This window comes from Telluria aromaticivorans (assembly GCF_013003915.1).
GTDB classification, from domain to species: Bacteria; Pseudomonadota; Gammaproteobacteria; order Burkholderiales; family Burkholderiaceae_D; genus Telluria; species Telluria aromaticivorans.
Genome location: NZ_JABAIV010000007.1, coordinates 156,775 through 173,220 on the forward strand (window position 1 = coordinate 156,775; position 16,446 = coordinate 173,220).

At 65.7% G+C, this 16,446-nt stretch carries 18 protein-coding genes and 1 tRNA gene; 15 read left to right on the top strand and 4 right to left on the bottom strand.

Going from position 1 to position 16,446, the window contains the following annotated elements:
• From HGB41_RS18285 to HGB41_RS18320, 8 genes are all read left to right on the top strand, one after another.
• Positions 1–786, top strand: coding sequence for an enoyl-CoA hydratase/isomerase family protein (locus tag HGB41_RS18285; RefSeq protein ID WP_171087092.1), 786 nt, complete (start codon positions 1–3; stop codon positions 784–786).
• Between the two features lie 14 nt (positions 787–800).
• The gene (gene bioA / locus HGB41_RS18290) at positions 801–2,141 is read left to right on the top strand and encodes an adenosylmethionine--8-amino-7-oxononanoate transaminase (RefSeq protein WP_171087094.1); all 1,341 of its coding nucleotides are present in this window, start codon (positions 801–803) and stop codon (positions 2,139–2,141) included.
• 4 nt (positions 2,142–2,145) lie between these two features.
• A complete protein-coding gene (bioF, locus tag HGB41_RS18295) occupies positions 2,146–3,330 on the top strand; it encodes an 8-amino-7-oxononanoate synthase (RefSeq protein ID WP_171087096.1) in 1,185 nt (394 codons plus the stop codon).
• Positions 3,327–4,148, top strand: coding sequence for a dethiobiotin synthase (gene bioD, locus HGB41_RS18300; protein WP_171087099.1), 822 nt, complete (start codon positions 3,327–3,329; stop codon positions 4,146–4,148). The genes bioF and bioD overlap by 4 nt, the downstream gene beginning before the upstream one ends.
• A gap of 28 nt (positions 4,149–4,176) precedes the next feature.
• A complete protein-coding gene (gene bioB / locus HGB41_RS18305) occupies positions 4,177–5,211 on the top strand; it encodes a biotin synthase BioB (protein WP_229423111.1) in 1,035 nt (344 codons plus the stop codon).
• Between the two features lie 65 nt (positions 5,212–5,276).
• Complete coding sequence (locus HGB41_RS18310; protein WP_171087100.1) at positions 5,277–7,301, top strand: acetyl/propionyl/methylcrotonyl-CoA carboxylase subunit alpha; 2,025 nt, start codon at positions 5,277–5,279, stop codon at positions 7,299–7,301.
• 25 nt (positions 7,302–7,326) lie between these two features.
• Positions 7,327–8,256, top strand: coding sequence for a 2-hydroxyacid dehydrogenase (locus HGB41_RS18315; RefSeq protein WP_171087102.1), 930 nt, complete (start codon positions 7,327–7,329; stop codon positions 8,254–8,256).
• A gap of 5 nt (positions 8,257–8,261) precedes the next feature.
• Complete coding sequence (locus tag HGB41_RS18320) at positions 8,262–9,182, top strand: hydroxymethylglutaryl-CoA lyase (protein ID WP_171087104.1); 921 nt, start codon at positions 8,262–8,264, stop codon at positions 9,180–9,182.
• A 97-nt stretch (positions 9,183–9,279) separates the two neighbouring features.
• Here the strand turns inward: HGB41_RS18320 and HGB41_RS18325 are convergent.
• Positions 9,280–9,356: transfer RNA gene (locus tag HGB41_RS18325), tRNA-Pro, on the bottom strand.
• A gap of 114 nt (positions 9,357–9,470) precedes the next feature.
• Here HGB41_RS18325 and HGB41_RS18330 point away from each other — a divergent pair.
• Entirely contained in the window at positions 9,471–10,067 is a 597-nt protein-coding gene (locus HGB41_RS18330) for a hypothetical protein (protein ID WP_171087106.1), read from the top strand.
• 53 nt (positions 10,068–10,120) lie between these two features.
• Here HGB41_RS18330 and HGB41_RS18335 read toward each other — a convergent pair whose 3' ends face one another.
• Positions 10,121–10,831 (bottom strand): hypothetical protein, encoded by a 711-nt coding sequence (locus tag HGB41_RS18335; RefSeq protein WP_171087109.1) that lies wholly within the window; start codon positions 10,829–10,831, stop codon positions 10,121–10,123.
• Between the two features lie 130 nt (positions 10,832–10,961).
• On the opposite strand from HGB41_RS18335, the gene HGB41_RS18340 reads away from it, so the two are divergent.
• On the top strand, positions 10,962–11,516 hold the full coding sequence (locus HGB41_RS18340) for a TetR/AcrR family transcriptional regulator (RefSeq protein ID WP_171087111.1): 555 nt from the start codon (positions 10,962–10,964) through the stop codon (positions 11,514–11,516).
• Here the strand turns inward: HGB41_RS18340 and rsmI are convergent.
• Positions 11,513–12,424 (bottom strand): 16S rRNA (cytidine(1402)-2'-O)-methyltransferase, encoded by a 912-nt coding sequence (gene rsmI / locus HGB41_RS18345; protein WP_171087114.1) that lies wholly within the window; start codon positions 12,422–12,424, stop codon positions 11,513–11,515. The two genes, HGB41_RS18340 and rsmI, sit on opposite strands and share 4 nt — an antisense overlap.
• 11 nt (positions 12,425–12,435) lie before the next feature.
• On the opposite strand from rsmI, the gene HGB41_RS18350 reads away from it, so the two are divergent.
• From HGB41_RS18350 to HGB41_RS18370, 5 genes are all read left to right on the top strand, one after another.
• Positions 12,436–13,713 (top strand): penicillin-binding protein activator, encoded by a 1,278-nt coding sequence (locus HGB41_RS18350; RefSeq protein ID WP_171087116.1) that lies wholly within the window; start codon positions 12,436–12,438, stop codon positions 13,711–13,713.
• Position 13,714: 1 nt separating this feature from the next.
• Positions 13,715–14,074, top strand: a complete 360-nt coding sequence (locus tag HGB41_RS18355) for a YraN family protein (protein WP_171087118.1) — start codon at positions 13,715–13,717, stop codon at positions 14,072–14,074.
• Positions 14,075–14,141: 67 nt separating this feature from the next.
• Positions 14,142–14,735: a phosphoheptose isomerase gene (locus tag HGB41_RS18360; protein WP_171087120.1), complete on the top strand. Its 594-nt coding sequence runs from the start codon at positions 14,142–14,144 to the stop codon at positions 14,733–14,735.
• Complete coding sequence (locus tag HGB41_RS18365; RefSeq protein ID WP_171087122.1) at positions 14,732–15,352, top strand: BON domain-containing protein; 621 nt, start codon at positions 14,732–14,734, stop codon at positions 15,350–15,352. Before HGB41_RS18360 ends, HGB41_RS18365 begins: the two co-directional genes overlap by 4 nt.
• A gap of 56 nt (positions 15,353–15,408) precedes the next feature.
• Positions 15,409–15,927, top strand: a complete 519-nt coding sequence (locus tag HGB41_RS18370; protein WP_171087124.1) for a TlpA disulfide reductase family protein — start codon at positions 15,409–15,411, stop codon at positions 15,925–15,927.
• Between the two features lie 4 nt (positions 15,928–15,931).
• Here HGB41_RS18370 and HGB41_RS18375 read toward each other — a convergent pair whose 3' ends face one another.
• Complete coding sequence (locus HGB41_RS18375; RefSeq protein WP_171087126.1) at positions 15,932–16,351, bottom strand: PaaI family thioesterase; 420 nt, start codon at positions 16,349–16,351, stop codon at positions 15,932–15,934.
• Positions 16,352–16,446 lie beyond the last annotated feature (95 nt).

The window sequence follows — 16,446 nt, forward strand, 5'->3', positions numbered from 1 at the left end:
ATGGAATACCAGACCCTCACCATCGCCATCGACGACAAGGTGGCCGCGATTACCCTGAACCGCCCGGACGTGCGCAACGCCTTCAACGAGCACGCCATCGCCGAACTGGCGCTGGCTTTCGACGAGCTTGGCCGCATTGATGCCGTACGCGCTATCGTGCTGGCCGCGAACGGCCCGGCCTTCTGCGCCGGTGCGGACCTGAACTGGATGAAGAAGATGGCCGGCTACTCGCACAGCGAGAACCAGGAAGACGCCGCGCGCCTGGCCGACATGCTGCGCACCATCTACCTGTGCCCGAAGCCCACTGTCGCCAAGGTGCAGGGCGACTGCTACGCCGGCGGCATGGGCCTGGTCGCGGCCTGCGACATCGTAGTAAGCAGCGAGGTCGCCAACTTCTGCCTGTCCGAAGTGAAGCTCGGCCTGATCCCGGCCACCATTTCGCCCTATGTCATCAAGGCGATGGGCGAGCAGGCGGCGCGCCGCTATTTCCTCACCGCCGAACGCTTCGATGCGCGTGAAGCCCACCGCATCGGCTTCGCGCACGAAGTGGTCGCGGCGGACATGCTCGACGCCTCCGTGGCCGGCATCGTGAAGTCCTTGGTGACCAACAGCCCGAATGCCGTGGTAGAGGCGAAAAAACTGGTGCGCGAAGTCGTGGGCCAGCCGGTCAACGACGCGCTGCTGGCGGACACCGCCAACCGCATCGCCGCCATCCGCGCCTCGATGGAAGGAAAAGAAGGCGTCGCCTCCTTCCTGGAGAAGCGCAAGCCGACCTGGCTGAACTGAATACTGGATTGAACTTGAAACCGCAAACCTCTTCCGACTGGATCGCACGCAGCCTGCGCAGCGTGTGGCACCCGTGCACCCAGATGCAGCACCACGAAGAGGTGCCGCTGATCGCGGTCAGCCACGGCAAGGGTCCGTGGCTGTACGACCATGAAGGGCGGCGCTACCTGGACGCCATCAGCTCCTGGTGGGTCAACCTGTTCGGCCACGCCAACCCACGCATCAACGCGGCCCTGAAAGACCAGCTGGACAAGCTCGAACATGCGATGCTGGCCGGCTTCACGCACGAACCGGTGATCGAACTGTCGGAGCAGCTGGCGGCCCTCACCGGCCATGCGCTGGGACACGCCTTCTATGCGTCCGACGGCGCCTCGGCGGTCGAAATCGCCATGAAGATGAGCTTTCACTCGTGGCGCAATGCCGGCCATGCGGGCAAGCAGGAATTCGTCTGCCTGCAGGGCAGCTACCATGGCGAGACCATCGGTGCGCTCAGCGTCACCGACGTCCCGCTGTTCAAGGATGCCTACGGCCCGCTGCTGCGCGCCTCGCACGTGGTACCAAGCCCCGATGCGCGCAACGCCATTGAGGGCGAGTCGGCGCAGGACGTGGCGCGCCGGGCTATCCTAGACGTGCGCGCCCTGTTCGAGGCACGCGGCGAACGCATCGCCGCCATCATCGTCGAGCCGCTGGTGCAGTGCGCGACCGGCATGGCGATGTACGACCCGCTCTATCTGGAACTGCTGCGCGAGCTGTGCGACCAGCACCATGTGCACCTGATCGCCGACGAAATCGCCGTGGGCTGCGGCCGCACCGGCACCTTCTTCGCCTGCGAGCAGGCCGCCATCTGGCCAGACTTTTTATGCCTGTCGAAAGGCATCAGCGGAGGTTACCTGCCGCTGTCGCTGGTACTGACCAGCGACGAGATCTACCAGTCCTTCTACAGCGAAGACATCACGCGCGGCTTCCTGCACTCGCACTCCTACACCGGCAACCCGCTGGCCTGCCGCGCGGCGCTGGCGACGCTGCAGATCTTCGAAGACGACGACGTGTTGAACCGCAACCGCGAGCTGGCGACAAAACTGACCGTGGCGCTGGCGCCGCTGGCCGAGCACGACCGCGCGCGCCACTTCCGCCAGCGCGGCATGATCTTCGCGTTCGACGCGGTCGAACCCGACCCGAGCCGCGCCTCGAGCTTCTCGCGCCGCTTCTTCACCACCGCGACGGAGAACGAACTGCTGCTGCGCCCGATCGGCCGCACCGTCTACCTGATGCCGCCGTATATCCTGGACGACGAGGAAATCGCCGGCCTGGCCGAGCGCACCCAGCGCGTCTTCGAATCGGTGATCGCGGGCTAATTGCATGAACCTCATCGCCGCCATCGACCGCAAGCTCGCCACGCTCGCCGCGCACAGCCTCACGCGCCGCCTGCGTGTCGCCGACAGCGCCTGCGCTCCGCGCCAGGTCGTCGATGGCCGCCCCATGCTGGCCTTCTGCAGCAACGATTATCTCGGCCTGGCGGCGCACCCGCTGGTGATCGAAGCGTTGCGCGAAGGCGCCAGCCGCTACGGCGCCGGCAGCGGCGCCTCGCACCTCGTCAGTGGCCACAGCCGCGCGCACGCGCTGCTGGAAGAGCGCCTGGCCGAGTGGATGTCGCCGCATATCGAGAAGGCCAGGGCTCTCTACCTGTGCACCGGCTACATGGCCAACCTGGCCATCCTCACCGCCCTGGGCGCCGACCTTGACGCGATGATCTTCTCGGAAGCGCTGAACCACGCCTCGCTGATCGACGGTGCGCGCCTGGCGAAGGCCGGCGTGACGGTCTATCCGCATGGCGACGTCGAAGCACTCGACAAGCTGCTGGCCGCCAGCAGCGCCAGTACGAAAATCGTCGTTACCGACAGCGTCTTCAGCATGGACGGCAACCTGGCGCCGCTGCCCGAGCTGCTGGCGCTGTGCGAACGCCATGGCGCCTGGCTGGTGGTGGACGACGCCCACGGCTTCGGCGTGCTGGGACAGAACGGCCGCGGCGCGCTCGAACATTTCGAACTGCGCTCGCCGAACCTGGTCTACATGGGCACCCTGGGCAAGGCAGCCGGCGTGGGCGGCGCCTTCATCGCCGCGCATGCCAGCGTGATCGAACTGCTGGTGCAGCGCTCGCGTCCCTATATCTACACCACGGCCGCGCCGCCCGCGCTGGCGCATGCGCTGCAGGCCAGCCTCGACATCATCGGCGGACCCGAAGGCATGCAACGCCGCGCCCACCTGGCGGCGCTGGTGGACAGCCTGCAGGGCGCGCTGCGTTTAAAGCGCTGGCAGCTGGCGGCTTCAAGCACTGCGATCCAGCCGATCATCATCGGCAGCAACGAGGATGCGCTGCGCGCCGCGGCCGGCCTGCACGAGCAGGGCCTGTGGGTGCCGGCGATCCGCCCGCCGACCGTGGCGGCGGGCACCGCGCGCCTGCGCGTGACCCTGTCGGCCGCACACACTTTTGAGGAAGTGGCGCTGCTGGCAGGGGCGCTCAACGACATCGAAAGGTCCACATGAACAACCTGAACGAACCCGACCTGCCGCTGGCGCTGACGCCGGTCGTCACCGTGCCGATGCCTGGTGGCGTGGTCACCGCCGAGGCGCAGCCGGAAGCACTCGCGCATGACGCCATGCCCTCGCGCTTCTGCTGCTTCGTCACCGGAACCGATACCGAGATCGGCAAGACGCTGGTTTCCAGCGCCATCCTGTACAAGCTGGCCCACAGCGGCCGCCGTGCCTGCGGCATGAAGCCGGTGGCGGCAGGCGCCACCATGGTCGACGGCGAACTACGCAACGAGGATGCCGATATGCTGCGCGCAGCCGGCAACGTGCACCTGCCCTCCAGTATCACCACTCCCTTCATGCTGAAGGAACCGGCCGCGCCGCACATCGCCGCCGCTTTGGAAGGCGTGACCATCGAAGCTGTGCCGATCCTGGCCGCCTTTACCGAAATCCAGGCGGCGTCCGACGCCGTGGTGGTCGAAGGGGTGGGCGGTTTCCGCGTGCCCTTCAACGACGACTTCGACAGCGCCGACCTGGCCGCGCAACTGAACCTGCCGGTGGTGCTGGTGGTGGGCCTGCGCCTGGGCTGCATCAGCCATGCGCTGCTGACGGTCGAAGCGATTGTCGCGCGCGGACTGGTGCTGGCCGGCTGGGTCGCCAATACGGTCGACCCGGACATGCGCTTCGAGGCTGAGAACATCGAGGCGCTCGAACAGCGCATCCCGGCGCCGCTGCTGGGCCACGTGCCACGCCTGACCGAACCCACGGCCGCCGCCGCCGCCGAATTCATCGACCTTGCGGGACTGCCGGGCTGGCATTCCCCACGTCTGTAATCAAAGAATAGCTACTCAAGGAACCACCATGTCCCAACTTAACACCGTCGCCCTGCACCGCCCTGTCGCCGCCATCAAGCAGGCAGAGAACGCCACCTGGCCATTGGCCGACGTGCTGGCGCTGTTCGAACTGCCGTTCACCGAGTTGATGCACCGCGCCCAGACCCTGCACCGCGCGCACTTCCCTGACGGCGACGTCGAGCTGGCCACCCTGCTGTCGATCAAGACCGGCGGCTGCGAGGAAGACTGCGGCTACTGCCCGCAGGCCGCGCGTTACGACACCGGCGTCGAGGCCAAGAAGATCCTCGACCTCGACACCGTGCTCGATGCGGCGCGCCAGGCCAAGGCCAGCGGCGCCACCCGCTTCTGCATGGGCGCCGCATGGCGCAGCCCGAAGGAGCGCGACATGGAAAAGGTCGAGACCATGGTGCGCGAGGTAAAAGCGCTGGGCATGGAAACCTGCGCCACCCTCGGCATGCTCGAAGAAGGCCAGGCCGAACAGCTCAAGCGCGCGGGTTTGGACTACTACAACCACAACATCGACACCGCGCCCGACTTCTACGACAACGTGATCTCGACCCGCGAATACCAGGACCGCCTGGACACCCTGGGCCGCGTGCGCAGCGCCGGCCTGAAGGTCTGCTGCGGCGGCATCGTGGGCATGGGCGAGACGCGCGAACAGCGCGCCGGCCTGATCGCCCAGCTGGCCAACCTGAACCCCTACCCGGAATCGGTCCCGGTCAACCACCTGGTTCAGGTGGAAGGCACGCCGCTGCACGGCATCGAGAAGCTCGACCCGATCGAATTCGTGCGCACCATCGCGGTGGCGCGCATCACCATGCCTGAGGCGCGCGTGCGCCTGTCGGCGGGCCGCCGCGAACTGGGCGAGGCCGTGCAGGCGATGTGCTTCATGGCCGGCGCCAACTCGATCTTCTATGGCGACAAGCTGCTCACCACCGGCAACCCGGAAGCGGACGACGACCGCGTGCTGCTCGAGAAGCTGGGCCTGAAGACCCGCGCGGCAACCCTGGATTCGGCGCCCAAAGCCGCTTGCGCCTGCTGAACCACGCGGCGGCCGGGGAGACACGGCCGCTCATGAACCGATAATCAACAAGCGAAAGACAACGCATGCTCACCAAAATCCTCATCGCCAACCGTGGCGAAATCGCCTGCCGTGTCGCCGCCACCGCGCGCCGCATGGGTATCCGCACCGTCGCCGTGTACTCGGAAGCCGACGCGGGGTCGAAGCACGTGGCGGTCTGCGATGAGGCAGTGCTGATCGGCCCGGCCGCCGCCAAGGAAAGCTATTTGCGCGGCCAGAAGATCATCGAGGTCGCAAAAGCCACGGGCGCCCAGGCGATCCATCCGGGCTACGGCTTCCTGTCGGAGAACGCGGAATTCGCCGAAGCCGTGCATGCGGCCGGCCTGGTCTTCATCGGCCCGCCGGGTTCCTCGATGCGCGCGATGGGTTCGAAATCGGCCGCCAAGCAGCTGATGGAAGGCGCCAACGTACCGCTGGTGCCGGGCTATCACGGCGACAACCAGGAGCCCGCGTTCCTGCGCGAACAGGCCGACCGCATCGGCTATCCGGTGCTGCTCAAAGCCAGCGCCGGCGGCGGCGGCAAGGGCATGCGCGTGGTCGAGCGTTCGGAAGATTTCGAAGCCGCGCTGGCGTCGTGCAAGCGCGAAGCGATCAGCTCCTTCGGCGACGACAAGGTGCTGGTCGAGAAATACCTGATCCGCCCGCGCCACATCGAGATCCAGGTGTTCGCCGACACGTTTGGGAACTGCGTCTACCTGCACGAGCGCGATTGCTCGGTGCAGCGGCGCCACCAGAAGGTGCTGGAAGAAGCGCCGGCGCCGAACATGCCGCCGGACCGCCGCGCCGCGATGGGCGAGGCAGCTGTGAACGCCGCGCGCGCCGTCGGCTATGTCGGCGCCGGCACGGTGGAATTCATCGCCAACCAGGACGGCTCGTTCTACTTCATGGAGATGAACACCCGCCTGCAGGTGGAGCACCCGGTTACCGAGATGATCACCGGGACCGACCTGGTCGAATGGCAGCTGCGCGTGGCCGCGGGCCAGCCGCTGCCGAAGAAGCAGAGCGAACTGGCCATCCACGGCCATTCGATCGAAGCGCGCATCTATGCCGAGAATCCGGAAAAGGGCTTTTTGCCGTCGATCGGCACGCTGCGCCACATGGATACCCCGGCCGCCGTCGAATTCGAGCTGGGCGCCTTCGGGCTTGACCCGGCCGCCGTCCGCGTCGATTCGGGCGTGCGCGAAGGCGACGCCATTTCGCCCTTCTACGATCCGATGATCGCCAAGCTGATCGTCTGGGGCGCGGACCGCACCCAGGCGCTGGCGCGGCTGTCGCAGGCCCTTAGCGAGTTCCAGATCGTCGGCCTGGCGACCAACATCGCCTTCCTCAAGCGCCTGGTCGAAGGCGAAGCCTTCTCAAGCGCGGACCTGGACACCGGCCTGATCGAGCGCCACGGCGAGACGCTGTTCCCGGCCCCAAGCGCCGCACCGCTGGGCGCGCTGGCCCTCGCCGCGCTGGCCCTTGGCACGGGCGAAACCCAGCGCGGTGCGTCGAACCCTGCCGAACCATGGGCACAGGCCAGCGGCTGGCGCATGAACAGCGCCTATCGCCGCGTGCTGGGCTTTGCCGACGAGTTCACGGGCAAGGAAGGCGGCTACCAGGTGGGCCTCACCTACACGTCCCACGGCTGGGAAATCGATGCCAATGGCGAACGCCAGCCGCTCGCGCTGGTCCGCCAGATTGGGGCCGAACTGACCATCCGCCTCGGTGAAACTTCGCTGCACGGCAGCGTGCGCCGCGACGGCGATGTGTTCCACGTCTTCACGGGCGGCCGTCATTTCACGCTGGCGTACAATGATCCGATGGCCCATGCGGGCGAACAGGAAGCCGCCGGAGGCCGCCTGACGGCGCCGATGCCGGGCAAGGTCGTCGCGGTGCTGGCCGTGGCCGGAAAAGAAGTGAAAAAGGGCGACGCGCTGGTGATCATGGAAGCCATGAAGATGGAGCACACGATTTCAGCACCGAGCGACGGCCTGGTGGAAGAAGTGCTGTACCAGGTCGGCGACCAGGTAGCCGATGGCGCGCCGCTGCTGGCTTTCAAGACGGCCTGATTAACGATCACATTCGGGGGGGACTATGCGCATTTTGCTGTTCCGCGAAGACGGCGTGATCGAGCCGTGGGCGCGCGAATTCGCCGCCCTCATGCCGCAAGTGCAGACCATCGCATGGCGGGAAGGCGAAGCCCTGCCGCCCTGCGACTACGCCGTGCTGTGGAGCCCCACGCCGGCCCTGCTGGACCAGCTCGCGCACGTGCGGGCGATCTTCCTGATGGGCGCCGGGGTCGACGCCCTGCTCAAGCTGGGCGACGCCTTGCCGCCCGTGCCGATCGTGCGCCTGGGCGACGCCGGCATGGGCGTGCAGATGGCGGAATACGTGGCGCACGCCGTACTGCGCTATTTCCGCCGCTTCGAGGAATACGAGCAGCAGGCACGCCACGGCGCCTGGAACCCGCTGCCGCAGATCGCGAAACAGGATTTTTCGGTCGGGATCATGGGCCTGGGCAGGCTGGGCCTGCCGGTGGTGGAGGCGATGCGCCTGTTCGGTTTCCCGGTGCGCGGCTGGAGCCGCACGCCCAAGGCTATCGCTGGCGTCGACTGCTTCCACGGCACGGACGGGCTGGATGCCTTTTTGCGCGGGACCCGCGTGCTGGTCTGCATGCTGCCGCTTACGCTTGATACGGCCAACCTGCTCGACCGCCACAACATGGGCAAGCTGCTGCCGGGCGCCTACCTCATCAACGTCGCGCGCGGCCCGATCCTGGCCGAGCCCGACCTGATGACCCTGATCCGCTCGGGCCACATCGCGGGCGCCACGCTCGACGTGTTTCGCCACGAGCCGCTGCCGGCCCCGCATCCTTTCTGGAACGAGCCGCGCATTTCCATCACCCCGCATATCTCGGCGCTGACCGTGCGCCATGATGCCGTGCGCCAGATCGCCGACAAGATCGCGGCATTGGAAAACGGCCAACCGGTCGCCGACCTCGTCGACCGCCAATTAGGATACTGAACAGCATGAACCAACAAGCCAGCTTGCCGAAGAAGGTCAAGATTGTCGAAGTGGGCCCGCGCGACGGCCTGCAGAACGAAAAAGAGGCGCTGTCGGCCGAGGTGAAGATCGAGCTCGTGAACCGGCTCGCACGCGCCGGCATCCCGAATGTCGAGGCGGCGTCTTTCGTGTCGCCGAAATGGGTGCCGCAGATGGCCACCAGCGCGGAAGTCATGGCAGGCATCGAACGCCTGCCCGGCACGATCTATTCGGCGCTGACGCCGAACATGCAGGGCTTCGAGGCGGCGTTAGCAAGCAAAGCCGATGAAGTCGTGATCTTCGGCTCGGCCTCGGAAGCCTTCTCGCAAAAGAACATCAACTGCTCGATCGCGGAATCGATCGCGCGCTTCGAACCGGTGGCCAAGGCGGCCAAGGCCAATGGGCTGCGCCTGCGCGGTTCGATCAGCACGGCCTTCGGTTGCCCCTACCAGGGCGAGGTGCCGCTGGATGCGGTGGCCGACGTGGTGCGCCGCATGCGCGACCTCGGTTGCGACGAGATCGACATCGCCGACACCATCGGCGTCGGCACCGCGCGCCAGACCCAGGCGGTGATGCTGGCGGCAAGCCGGGAATTCCCGCTGCTGCAGCTGTCCGGCCACTTCCACGATACCTACGGCCAGGCGCTGGCGAACATCTACGCGGCGCTGGAGGTTGGCGTAGCGATCTTCCACTCGTCGGTGTCGGGACTGGGCGGCTGCCCGTATGCGAAGGGCGCCACCGGCAACGTGGCGACCGAGGACGTGTTGTACCTGCTGCATGGCCTGGGGATCGAGACCGGTATTGACCTGGACCAGGTGGTCGATGCCGGGCAGTTCATTTCACAGCAGCTGGGCCGCAAGGGCGCCAGCCGCGCGGGGAACGCCCTCTTGGCCAAACGGGCGGGTTGACCCGCTTCGCGTCCGGCGCCGGAAGATTCCGGAAGCCGGACAAGAGCCGGAAACGAAAAAAGCCGACAGTTTTCACTGTCGGCTTTTCTCTTAATGCTGGTCGGAGTACAAGGATTCGAACCTTGGACCCCCTGGTCCCAAACCAGGTGCGCTACCGGGCTGCGCTACACTCCGAAGACCAAGATCATAGCGGGGAAGCAGGCTTCGGTCAAGGTTTAAGGGCAAAATAAGTGACTCATCGTATTCTTTGCCGATCGTGTTCAAGCGGACAATATTGTGAATTTTGCAGTGCAGGGCAGCATGGATAAGGGCAGCGCGCAGGGAAACCGGCGTTTTCTCATGGGCATCGGCGTATCGGTTGCCGTGCACGTGTTACTGATGTTCGCTTATCGCCACAGCGGGACGGTCCTGCCGGCGGCCGCGCCGGAACCGCAACCACTTGTCGTGTTCATCCGCCCGCCGCCGCCCGCGCCGCCGCGGGTGGAAGTGGCGCCGCAGCTACGTGCGGAACCGGTGGCGCAACGCAGCGCCCGCAAGCCGGTGCCGAAGCGGGTGATTGCCGTGCCCGCGTCACCGCAGGAAGCGCCTGCGGATCCGTTTGTCGTGCAGCAGCCTGACGCACCGGCCCCAGCAGCCGAAGGTGCGCCAACGTTTGACATGAATGCGGCGAAACAGACGGCGCGCCAGCTGGCTGGTCACACCAGGCTCGGCCGCGAGGGAACGGCGCTGGCGCAGTTTCCCGAGCCGCCATTGGAGACGGAATCGAAGTATGCAAAGGCGATCAGCAAGGCGAAGCGGCGCAATTGCAAGGATGGCTTGCCGGGAGGCTTGCTGGCGCCGCTGTTCCTGATGATGGACAAGAAGGATAGTGGGTGCAAATGGTGAGGCGGGGGCGCTTCTCGACGCTTGAATGGTCGAGCACAGCGACCCCCGCGAGTTCAGCTGGGCACTGTCATATTTTGCGTATTCCCGCTCGATCGAACTAATACGGCTGCCACTCCCAGGTGCCAGATGGAATGCACACCAAAAATTGCCACGAGGCTGGCCGGCGTCAGGCGCACGTCGGCGATCAGGATGAACAGCCCGGTAAACAATCCGGCCGCAACCCCGAGCGCCGCGCACCAACGTGACCATGGTAAACCAGGCGCGGATGCCAGGGCGTATGACCACGCCAAGAATGCAGCGCACATCGACAGCAGCCCTGCTTTGGTCAGCACTTGAATAATGGTTCCGATAACGCGCAGGACGATGTAGATGATGTCGACCTCGTTTTGAGACGCTGCGACGAACTGCCGCGCTAGTTGAGGTACCGCAAAGCCATCGAGCAGCATCGCCCCGACAACGACACAGCAGCCAATTCCATAGGCGGCCATTGCAACGATCACTGGAGCGCGCCGACGCCCGAGCAGCGCACTGAACACCGCAAAACCACCGGCCAACATCGCCAGCATGACAATCAGCACGCCATGCACGAGGCCGTCAAGGAGCTGCAGCGAAACGAGCTGGGCCAGGCTTTCCTGGACAGACGATGCTTTGCTGGCGACGGGGTGATGGGACAAGGCGAACAGGGCAAGACCTGTGGTGGAAGCGATGGCGAGCGCGGCCCGGCGCCGATGCGATGGGAGGGGAACTGCTGCTGGCAAGGACATGGGATACCTTTACTTTGTGGCTGGTATCCCAGTAATATCATTGCGGCCACGTAGAGCGGCACAGCACTCCCACCCGTTTGTCCGCTAGCAGACAAACCCGCCATATTGTCCGTCGAAAAGAGAGGCTTGCATGGTTGACGAGATGCTGGACCGCCGCCGCCAGCGCACCCGCGCCTTGCTGCACAGTTCATTCGTCGAACTATTGCTGGAACAAGGCTACGAATCGCTCAAGATCGGCACCGTCGCGGAGCGCGCCAATGTGGGTCGCTCGACCTTCTATGAGCATTACCGGACCAAGCACGACCTCTTGCGCGCCAGCATCGCCGGCCCGTTCTCGATCCTGGCTGACCTGGTCTGTCCACCCATATCGACCGAGGCCGTGACGGTCCTGCTTCGGCATTTTCGGGACCACCAGCAGGTGGCGCGCGTCTTGCTGAGCTGGCCGACGCGACCCCTGCTCGGCAATACGCTGGCCAATCTGATCGTCGAACGTCTTAAACGTCGTCCCGCTGGCTTTTCGCGCATCCCGCTCGAGATAATTGCACGGCAAATAGCGGAGGCCCAGCTCTCGCTTGTCGAGCATTGGGTGCAGGGGCGCCCTTCGCTGGATCTTGAGGTGGCGTCAGATGCGCTCAGGCGCACTGCGGTCAGCTTGGCCGGTGCGTACAGCGACACAACTATCTAGTCTGCACTTCCCTTGATCTGCAACGCACGGTCGTACAAGGCATTTTTCTTGCGTCCGGTAATCTGCGCGGCCAGGTTGGCCGCCTGCTTGACGGAACACTCCGTCAGCAGGATCTGCAAAATGCGTTCCGCCTCGACATCCTGCGCATCCGTCTCGAGCACCGCGCCCTCGACCAGCACGACGAACTCGCCGCGCTCGCGGTGCTGGTCGGCCTTGACCCAGGCCAGTGCCTCGCTCAGCGGGCAGCGGTGGATTTCCTCGAACATCTTGCTGAGCTCACGCGCGAACACCACCTGGCGCACAGGTTCGAATGCCGATACCAGGCCTTCGACACATTCGACGATCCGGTGCGGCGCTTCGTAGAAGACCAGGGTCGAGGTTTCGCGCGCCAGCAGCGCCAGCGCCGACTCGCGCTGTTTCGACTTGGCCGGCAGGAAGCCGACAAAGTGAAACCGGTCGTTCACCAGGCCGCTGGCGGACAGGGCCGTGATCGCCGCCGACGGTCCCGGCAACGGCACCACGTTCAGGCCTGCCGCGCGCACCGCATCGACGATCCGCGCACCGGGGTCGGACACGGCCGGCGTGCCGGCATCCGACACCAGCGCCACCCGCTGCCCGCCCCGAAGGCGTTCGACGATCTTGTCCGCTACCTCGCGTTCGTTGTGCTGGTGCGCGGCAATGGTTTGCTTGCTCAACCCGAAACGCTGCAGCAGCGCGCCGGTCTTGCGGGTATCTTCGCAGGCCACGACATCGCTGAGGGCCAGCAGGTGCAAGGCGCGCAGCGTGATGTCGGTGACGTTGCCGATCGGTGTAGCCACGACATACAGCGTTGCGGTAGGATAGGACTGTTGGGCCGCTTCGCCCATGACGGGTAGCCGGGCGATGTCGATGGTCTGCTGTTCTGTCATAAGGGGTTCCGATGCTGAAGAAAAATATCAAGGCGCTGCTTGCGACAACCGCGCTGGCCTCCCTGGGCCTGCTGGCGGGATGCGGCAGTACGCCCTTGCCACCCGACACCGGTTGTGGCGTACCGGGCGGATTGTGCGCGCCCGCCGCGCCGAGTGCAAGTCCGGTGCCGAGCGAACCCGGCTATACGCCCCCTCCTCCCGTCGAGCCTGCCCGTACCAGCCCGGTCGAACTGCCGCCTCCGGGCGACGGCCGCCCGCTCGCCACCGATGCGATGCCGGCAGCAGGCGTGCGCATTGCCCTGCTGCTGCCGCTGCAGTCCGGCACGCTCGCCCAGCCGGCCGAAGCGGTACGCGCGGGTTTCATGGCCGCCTACGAGCGCGACCGCACCGGCGTGACCGTCAGCGTGATTCCCACCGGCGACTCGGCCCAGGCCACGCTCGACGCCTATGGCCGCGCCGCGCCGCATCACGACATCATGGTCGGGCCGCTGGCTAGGGGCGCCGTGGCTGCGCTGGCCACCAGCGGCGCCGTCAGCCGGCCGACCATTGCCCTGAACCACCCGCAACTCGACGGGCCGCTGCCGCGCCAGATGCTGGTGGTCGGCCTCTCGCTCGAAGACGAAGCGCGACAGGTCGCCGACTGGGCCGCCGCCGAACAGCCGGGCGGCCGCGCCCTGGTGCTGACCGGGTCCGCCGCATGGCAGCAACGCCTGACCGGCGCGTTTACCGCGCGCTGGTCGCAGCTGGGCCTGAAGAATTCCGTGGTCGATTTACCCAGCGCCGACGGCTATGTGGACGGCAACGCCCTGGCCGAGCTACGCGCACGCATGCAGGCCGACCCGCCGCAATTGATATTCGCGGCGCTCGACGCGGTGCAGCTGCGCCAGGTGCGCAGCGCCATCGGCACCTCGCTGCCGACCTATGGCACCGCCTCGGTCAATCCTGGGCGCGACCCGGCTACCCAGGCCCCCGAGCTGGCAGGAGTGCGCATCCTCGACCTGCCCTGGACCGTGCAGCCCGACCACCCGCTGGTGGCGAGCTATCCGCGCTGGGGCGGCGCGCTTGATGGCTTCGACATGCAGCGCCTGTACGCGCTGGGCATCGACGCCTACCGTATCGCGCGCGAGCTGGCCCTGCGCCCCGGCGGCGCCTTCCAGCTGGACGGCGTCACCGGCCGCCTGTCGATCGACATGGGCAACGGGGCGGGCGCGCCATCTTTCCGGCGCGTGGAGACCGGCACGGTCTACCGCGACGGCGGCACCTTCGAAGCGGCAGCATTCGGGCGCTGACATGTGGCCGCTGCGCCTGTCATTGCGGCAGGCCCAGGGCCGCAGCTGGGAGCAGGCCGCCCTGCTCCACCTGAAACGCCAGGGCCTGGTCCTGGCCGAGGAAAATTTCCGCTGCAAGGGCGGCGAAATCGACCTGGTCATGCGTGATGGCGATACTTTCGTGTTCGTCGAAGTGCGCCAGCGCGCGGATACTGAACACGGCGGCGCGGCCGCCAGCATCACTCCCCCCAAGATCCGCCGCCTGGTGCGGGCGGCCCAGTGTTACCTGTTGCGCTTCTCCACGACGCCGCCCTGCCGCTTCGACGTGGTCGCCATCGATGGCAGCCACATCGAATGGTTACAAGATGTCATTACTTCCTGATTGAAATGTAAGCAATTTTTACTGTGGTTGCCCGCCTTCGGTTGCTACTACACTATAATCCCCGGCTATGAATACTCAACGCATCCTCGCTCACTTCCAGGAGAGCGCCGACCTGAAAATGAAGTCGGCTGCTACTCTCGCCCAACCTATTTCGCAGGCGATCGAACTCATGTTCGGCGCTTTGTCCAACGGCAACAAGATCCTGGCCTGCGGTAATGGCGGTTCCGCCGCCGACTGCCAGCACTTTGCTGCCGAACTCGTAGGCCGCTTCGAGCGCGAGCGCTTCCCGCTGCCCGCCATCGCCCTGACCTGCGACACCTCCATCCTGACGGCCGTCGGCAACGACTACAGCTTCCGCGAGATCTTCTCGAAACAGGTGCAGGCCTTCGGCCAGGCCGGCGACGTCCTGCTGGCGATTTCGACCTCGGGCAACTCGGCCAACGTGCTGGCTGCGGTGGAAGCGGCGCTGGAACGCGAAATGCGTATCGTGGCCTTCACCGGCAAGGACGGCGGCGCGCTTGCCAAGCTGCTGACCGATGCCGATGTCCATATCAACGTGCCCCACGCACGTACCGCTCGCATCCAGGAAGTGCATCTGGTCGCGATTCACTGCATTTGCGACGGCATTGACGTCGCATTGTTCGGAGGAGATGAAGAATGATGAATAAGCGCCCGCTGGCCGGCCTGGTATCAAAAATCGTACTGGGCACCGCGCTGGCTGCCTCGCTGTCGGGCTGTATCGGCCTGGCGGTAGGCGGCGCTGTGATGACCGCTGTCTCCGCAAACGACCGCCGCACCATCGGCATGCAGACCGAAGACAAGTCGATCAACGTCAAGGCCGAGATCAAGATGCAGCAGCTCACCGGAGAGCATGGCCACGTCAACGTGACCAGCTACAACCGCAAGGTGCTGCTGACCGGCGAAGTCCGCGACGAAGCCATGAAGCAGGCCGCCGAGCGCGAAGTGCGCGAGATCTCGAACGTGGTCGCCGTGGTCAACGAGCTGGAAATCGCCGGCCCGTCGAGCTATACCTCGCGTTCGAGCGACGCCCTGATCACTACCAAGGTCAAGGCCAGCCTGGTCGACAAGAAGACCATCTCGGCCAGCTCGGTGAAAGTCACCACCGAGCGCGGCGTTGTCTACCTGATGGGCCTTGTCACTCCGCGTGAGGGCAATATCGCGGCCGACGTCGCCAAAGGCGTGGCCGGCGTGAACCGCGTCGTCAAGATCTTCGAGTACATCAGCGAAGAAGACGTCAAGTCTAGCCAGGCTTCGTAAGCTTCGCCCCCCCAGCGGCAGGACTTCGGTCCTGCCGTTTTTACACCTGCTCCCACATGACCGCACCTAACCCTTCCCGCACCTGGTTCAAGCCCGCCGCCATCGGTGCGGTCGTGCTGGCGCTGGCCGGCATCGGCTACGCCTCCTTCACGGCCAGCAGCGCGGCGCCCGACGTCACCTTCATCAGCATCACCGGCGACAAGATCAGCACCCAGTCCATGCGCGGCAAGGTCGTCATGGTGAATTTCTGGGCGACTTCCTGCGTCACCTGCGTCAAGGAGATGCCGCAGATGGTGGAGACCTACGAGAAGTACAAGGGACAGGGACTGGAATTCGTGGCGGTGGCGATGCAGTACGACCGGCCCGACTACGTGCTGAATTTTACCGAGACCCGCAAGCTCCCCTTCATCGTGGCGATCGACGCGGCCGGCGACATCGCCAGACAGTTCGGCGACGTCACCCTGACGCCGACCACCTTCCTGATCGACAAGAACGGCAAGATCATCAAGCGCTATGTCGGCGAGCCGGAATTCCCGGTCCTGCACAAGCTGATCGAGAAAGAGCTCGCCGGCTGATCTTTTACTTCGGGTAGAGGATCATCTGGGTGCAGCGGAACAGCGCAATCGTCTTGGAGCTAGCCTTGTCGGTCACGATCGCATCCCATACCTGCGTCGTGCGCCCCAGGTGCACGGCGGTTGCCACCACGGCGATCGTGCCCTGGCGCGCGGTGCCCAAGTGGTTCGATTTCAGTTCGATGGTGGTGAAGCTCTGGGCGCCTTCCGGCAGGTTGGCGATGCAGGCGTAGCCGGCCGCGGTATCGGCCAGCGTGACCACGCTGCCGGCGTGCAGGTAGCCGTTGGGGGCCAGCAGGTGCGGCTCGACCGGCAGCTCGGCGCTGACGCGGCCCTCGGCGACTTCGGTGATGCGGATGCCGAGGTGGCCGGGGAGGAAGGACTTGCCGAATTCGTTGAAGGATTCTGGGGTGTGTTTCAGGGTCACGGTGGGTCGCTTTTGGGTAAAAAGCGGGATCGTACACTGTGCGTGGGGTTCTTGCTGTGGTGGTCCGGTGAGCGTTGGAGGCTGAACTACGAAAC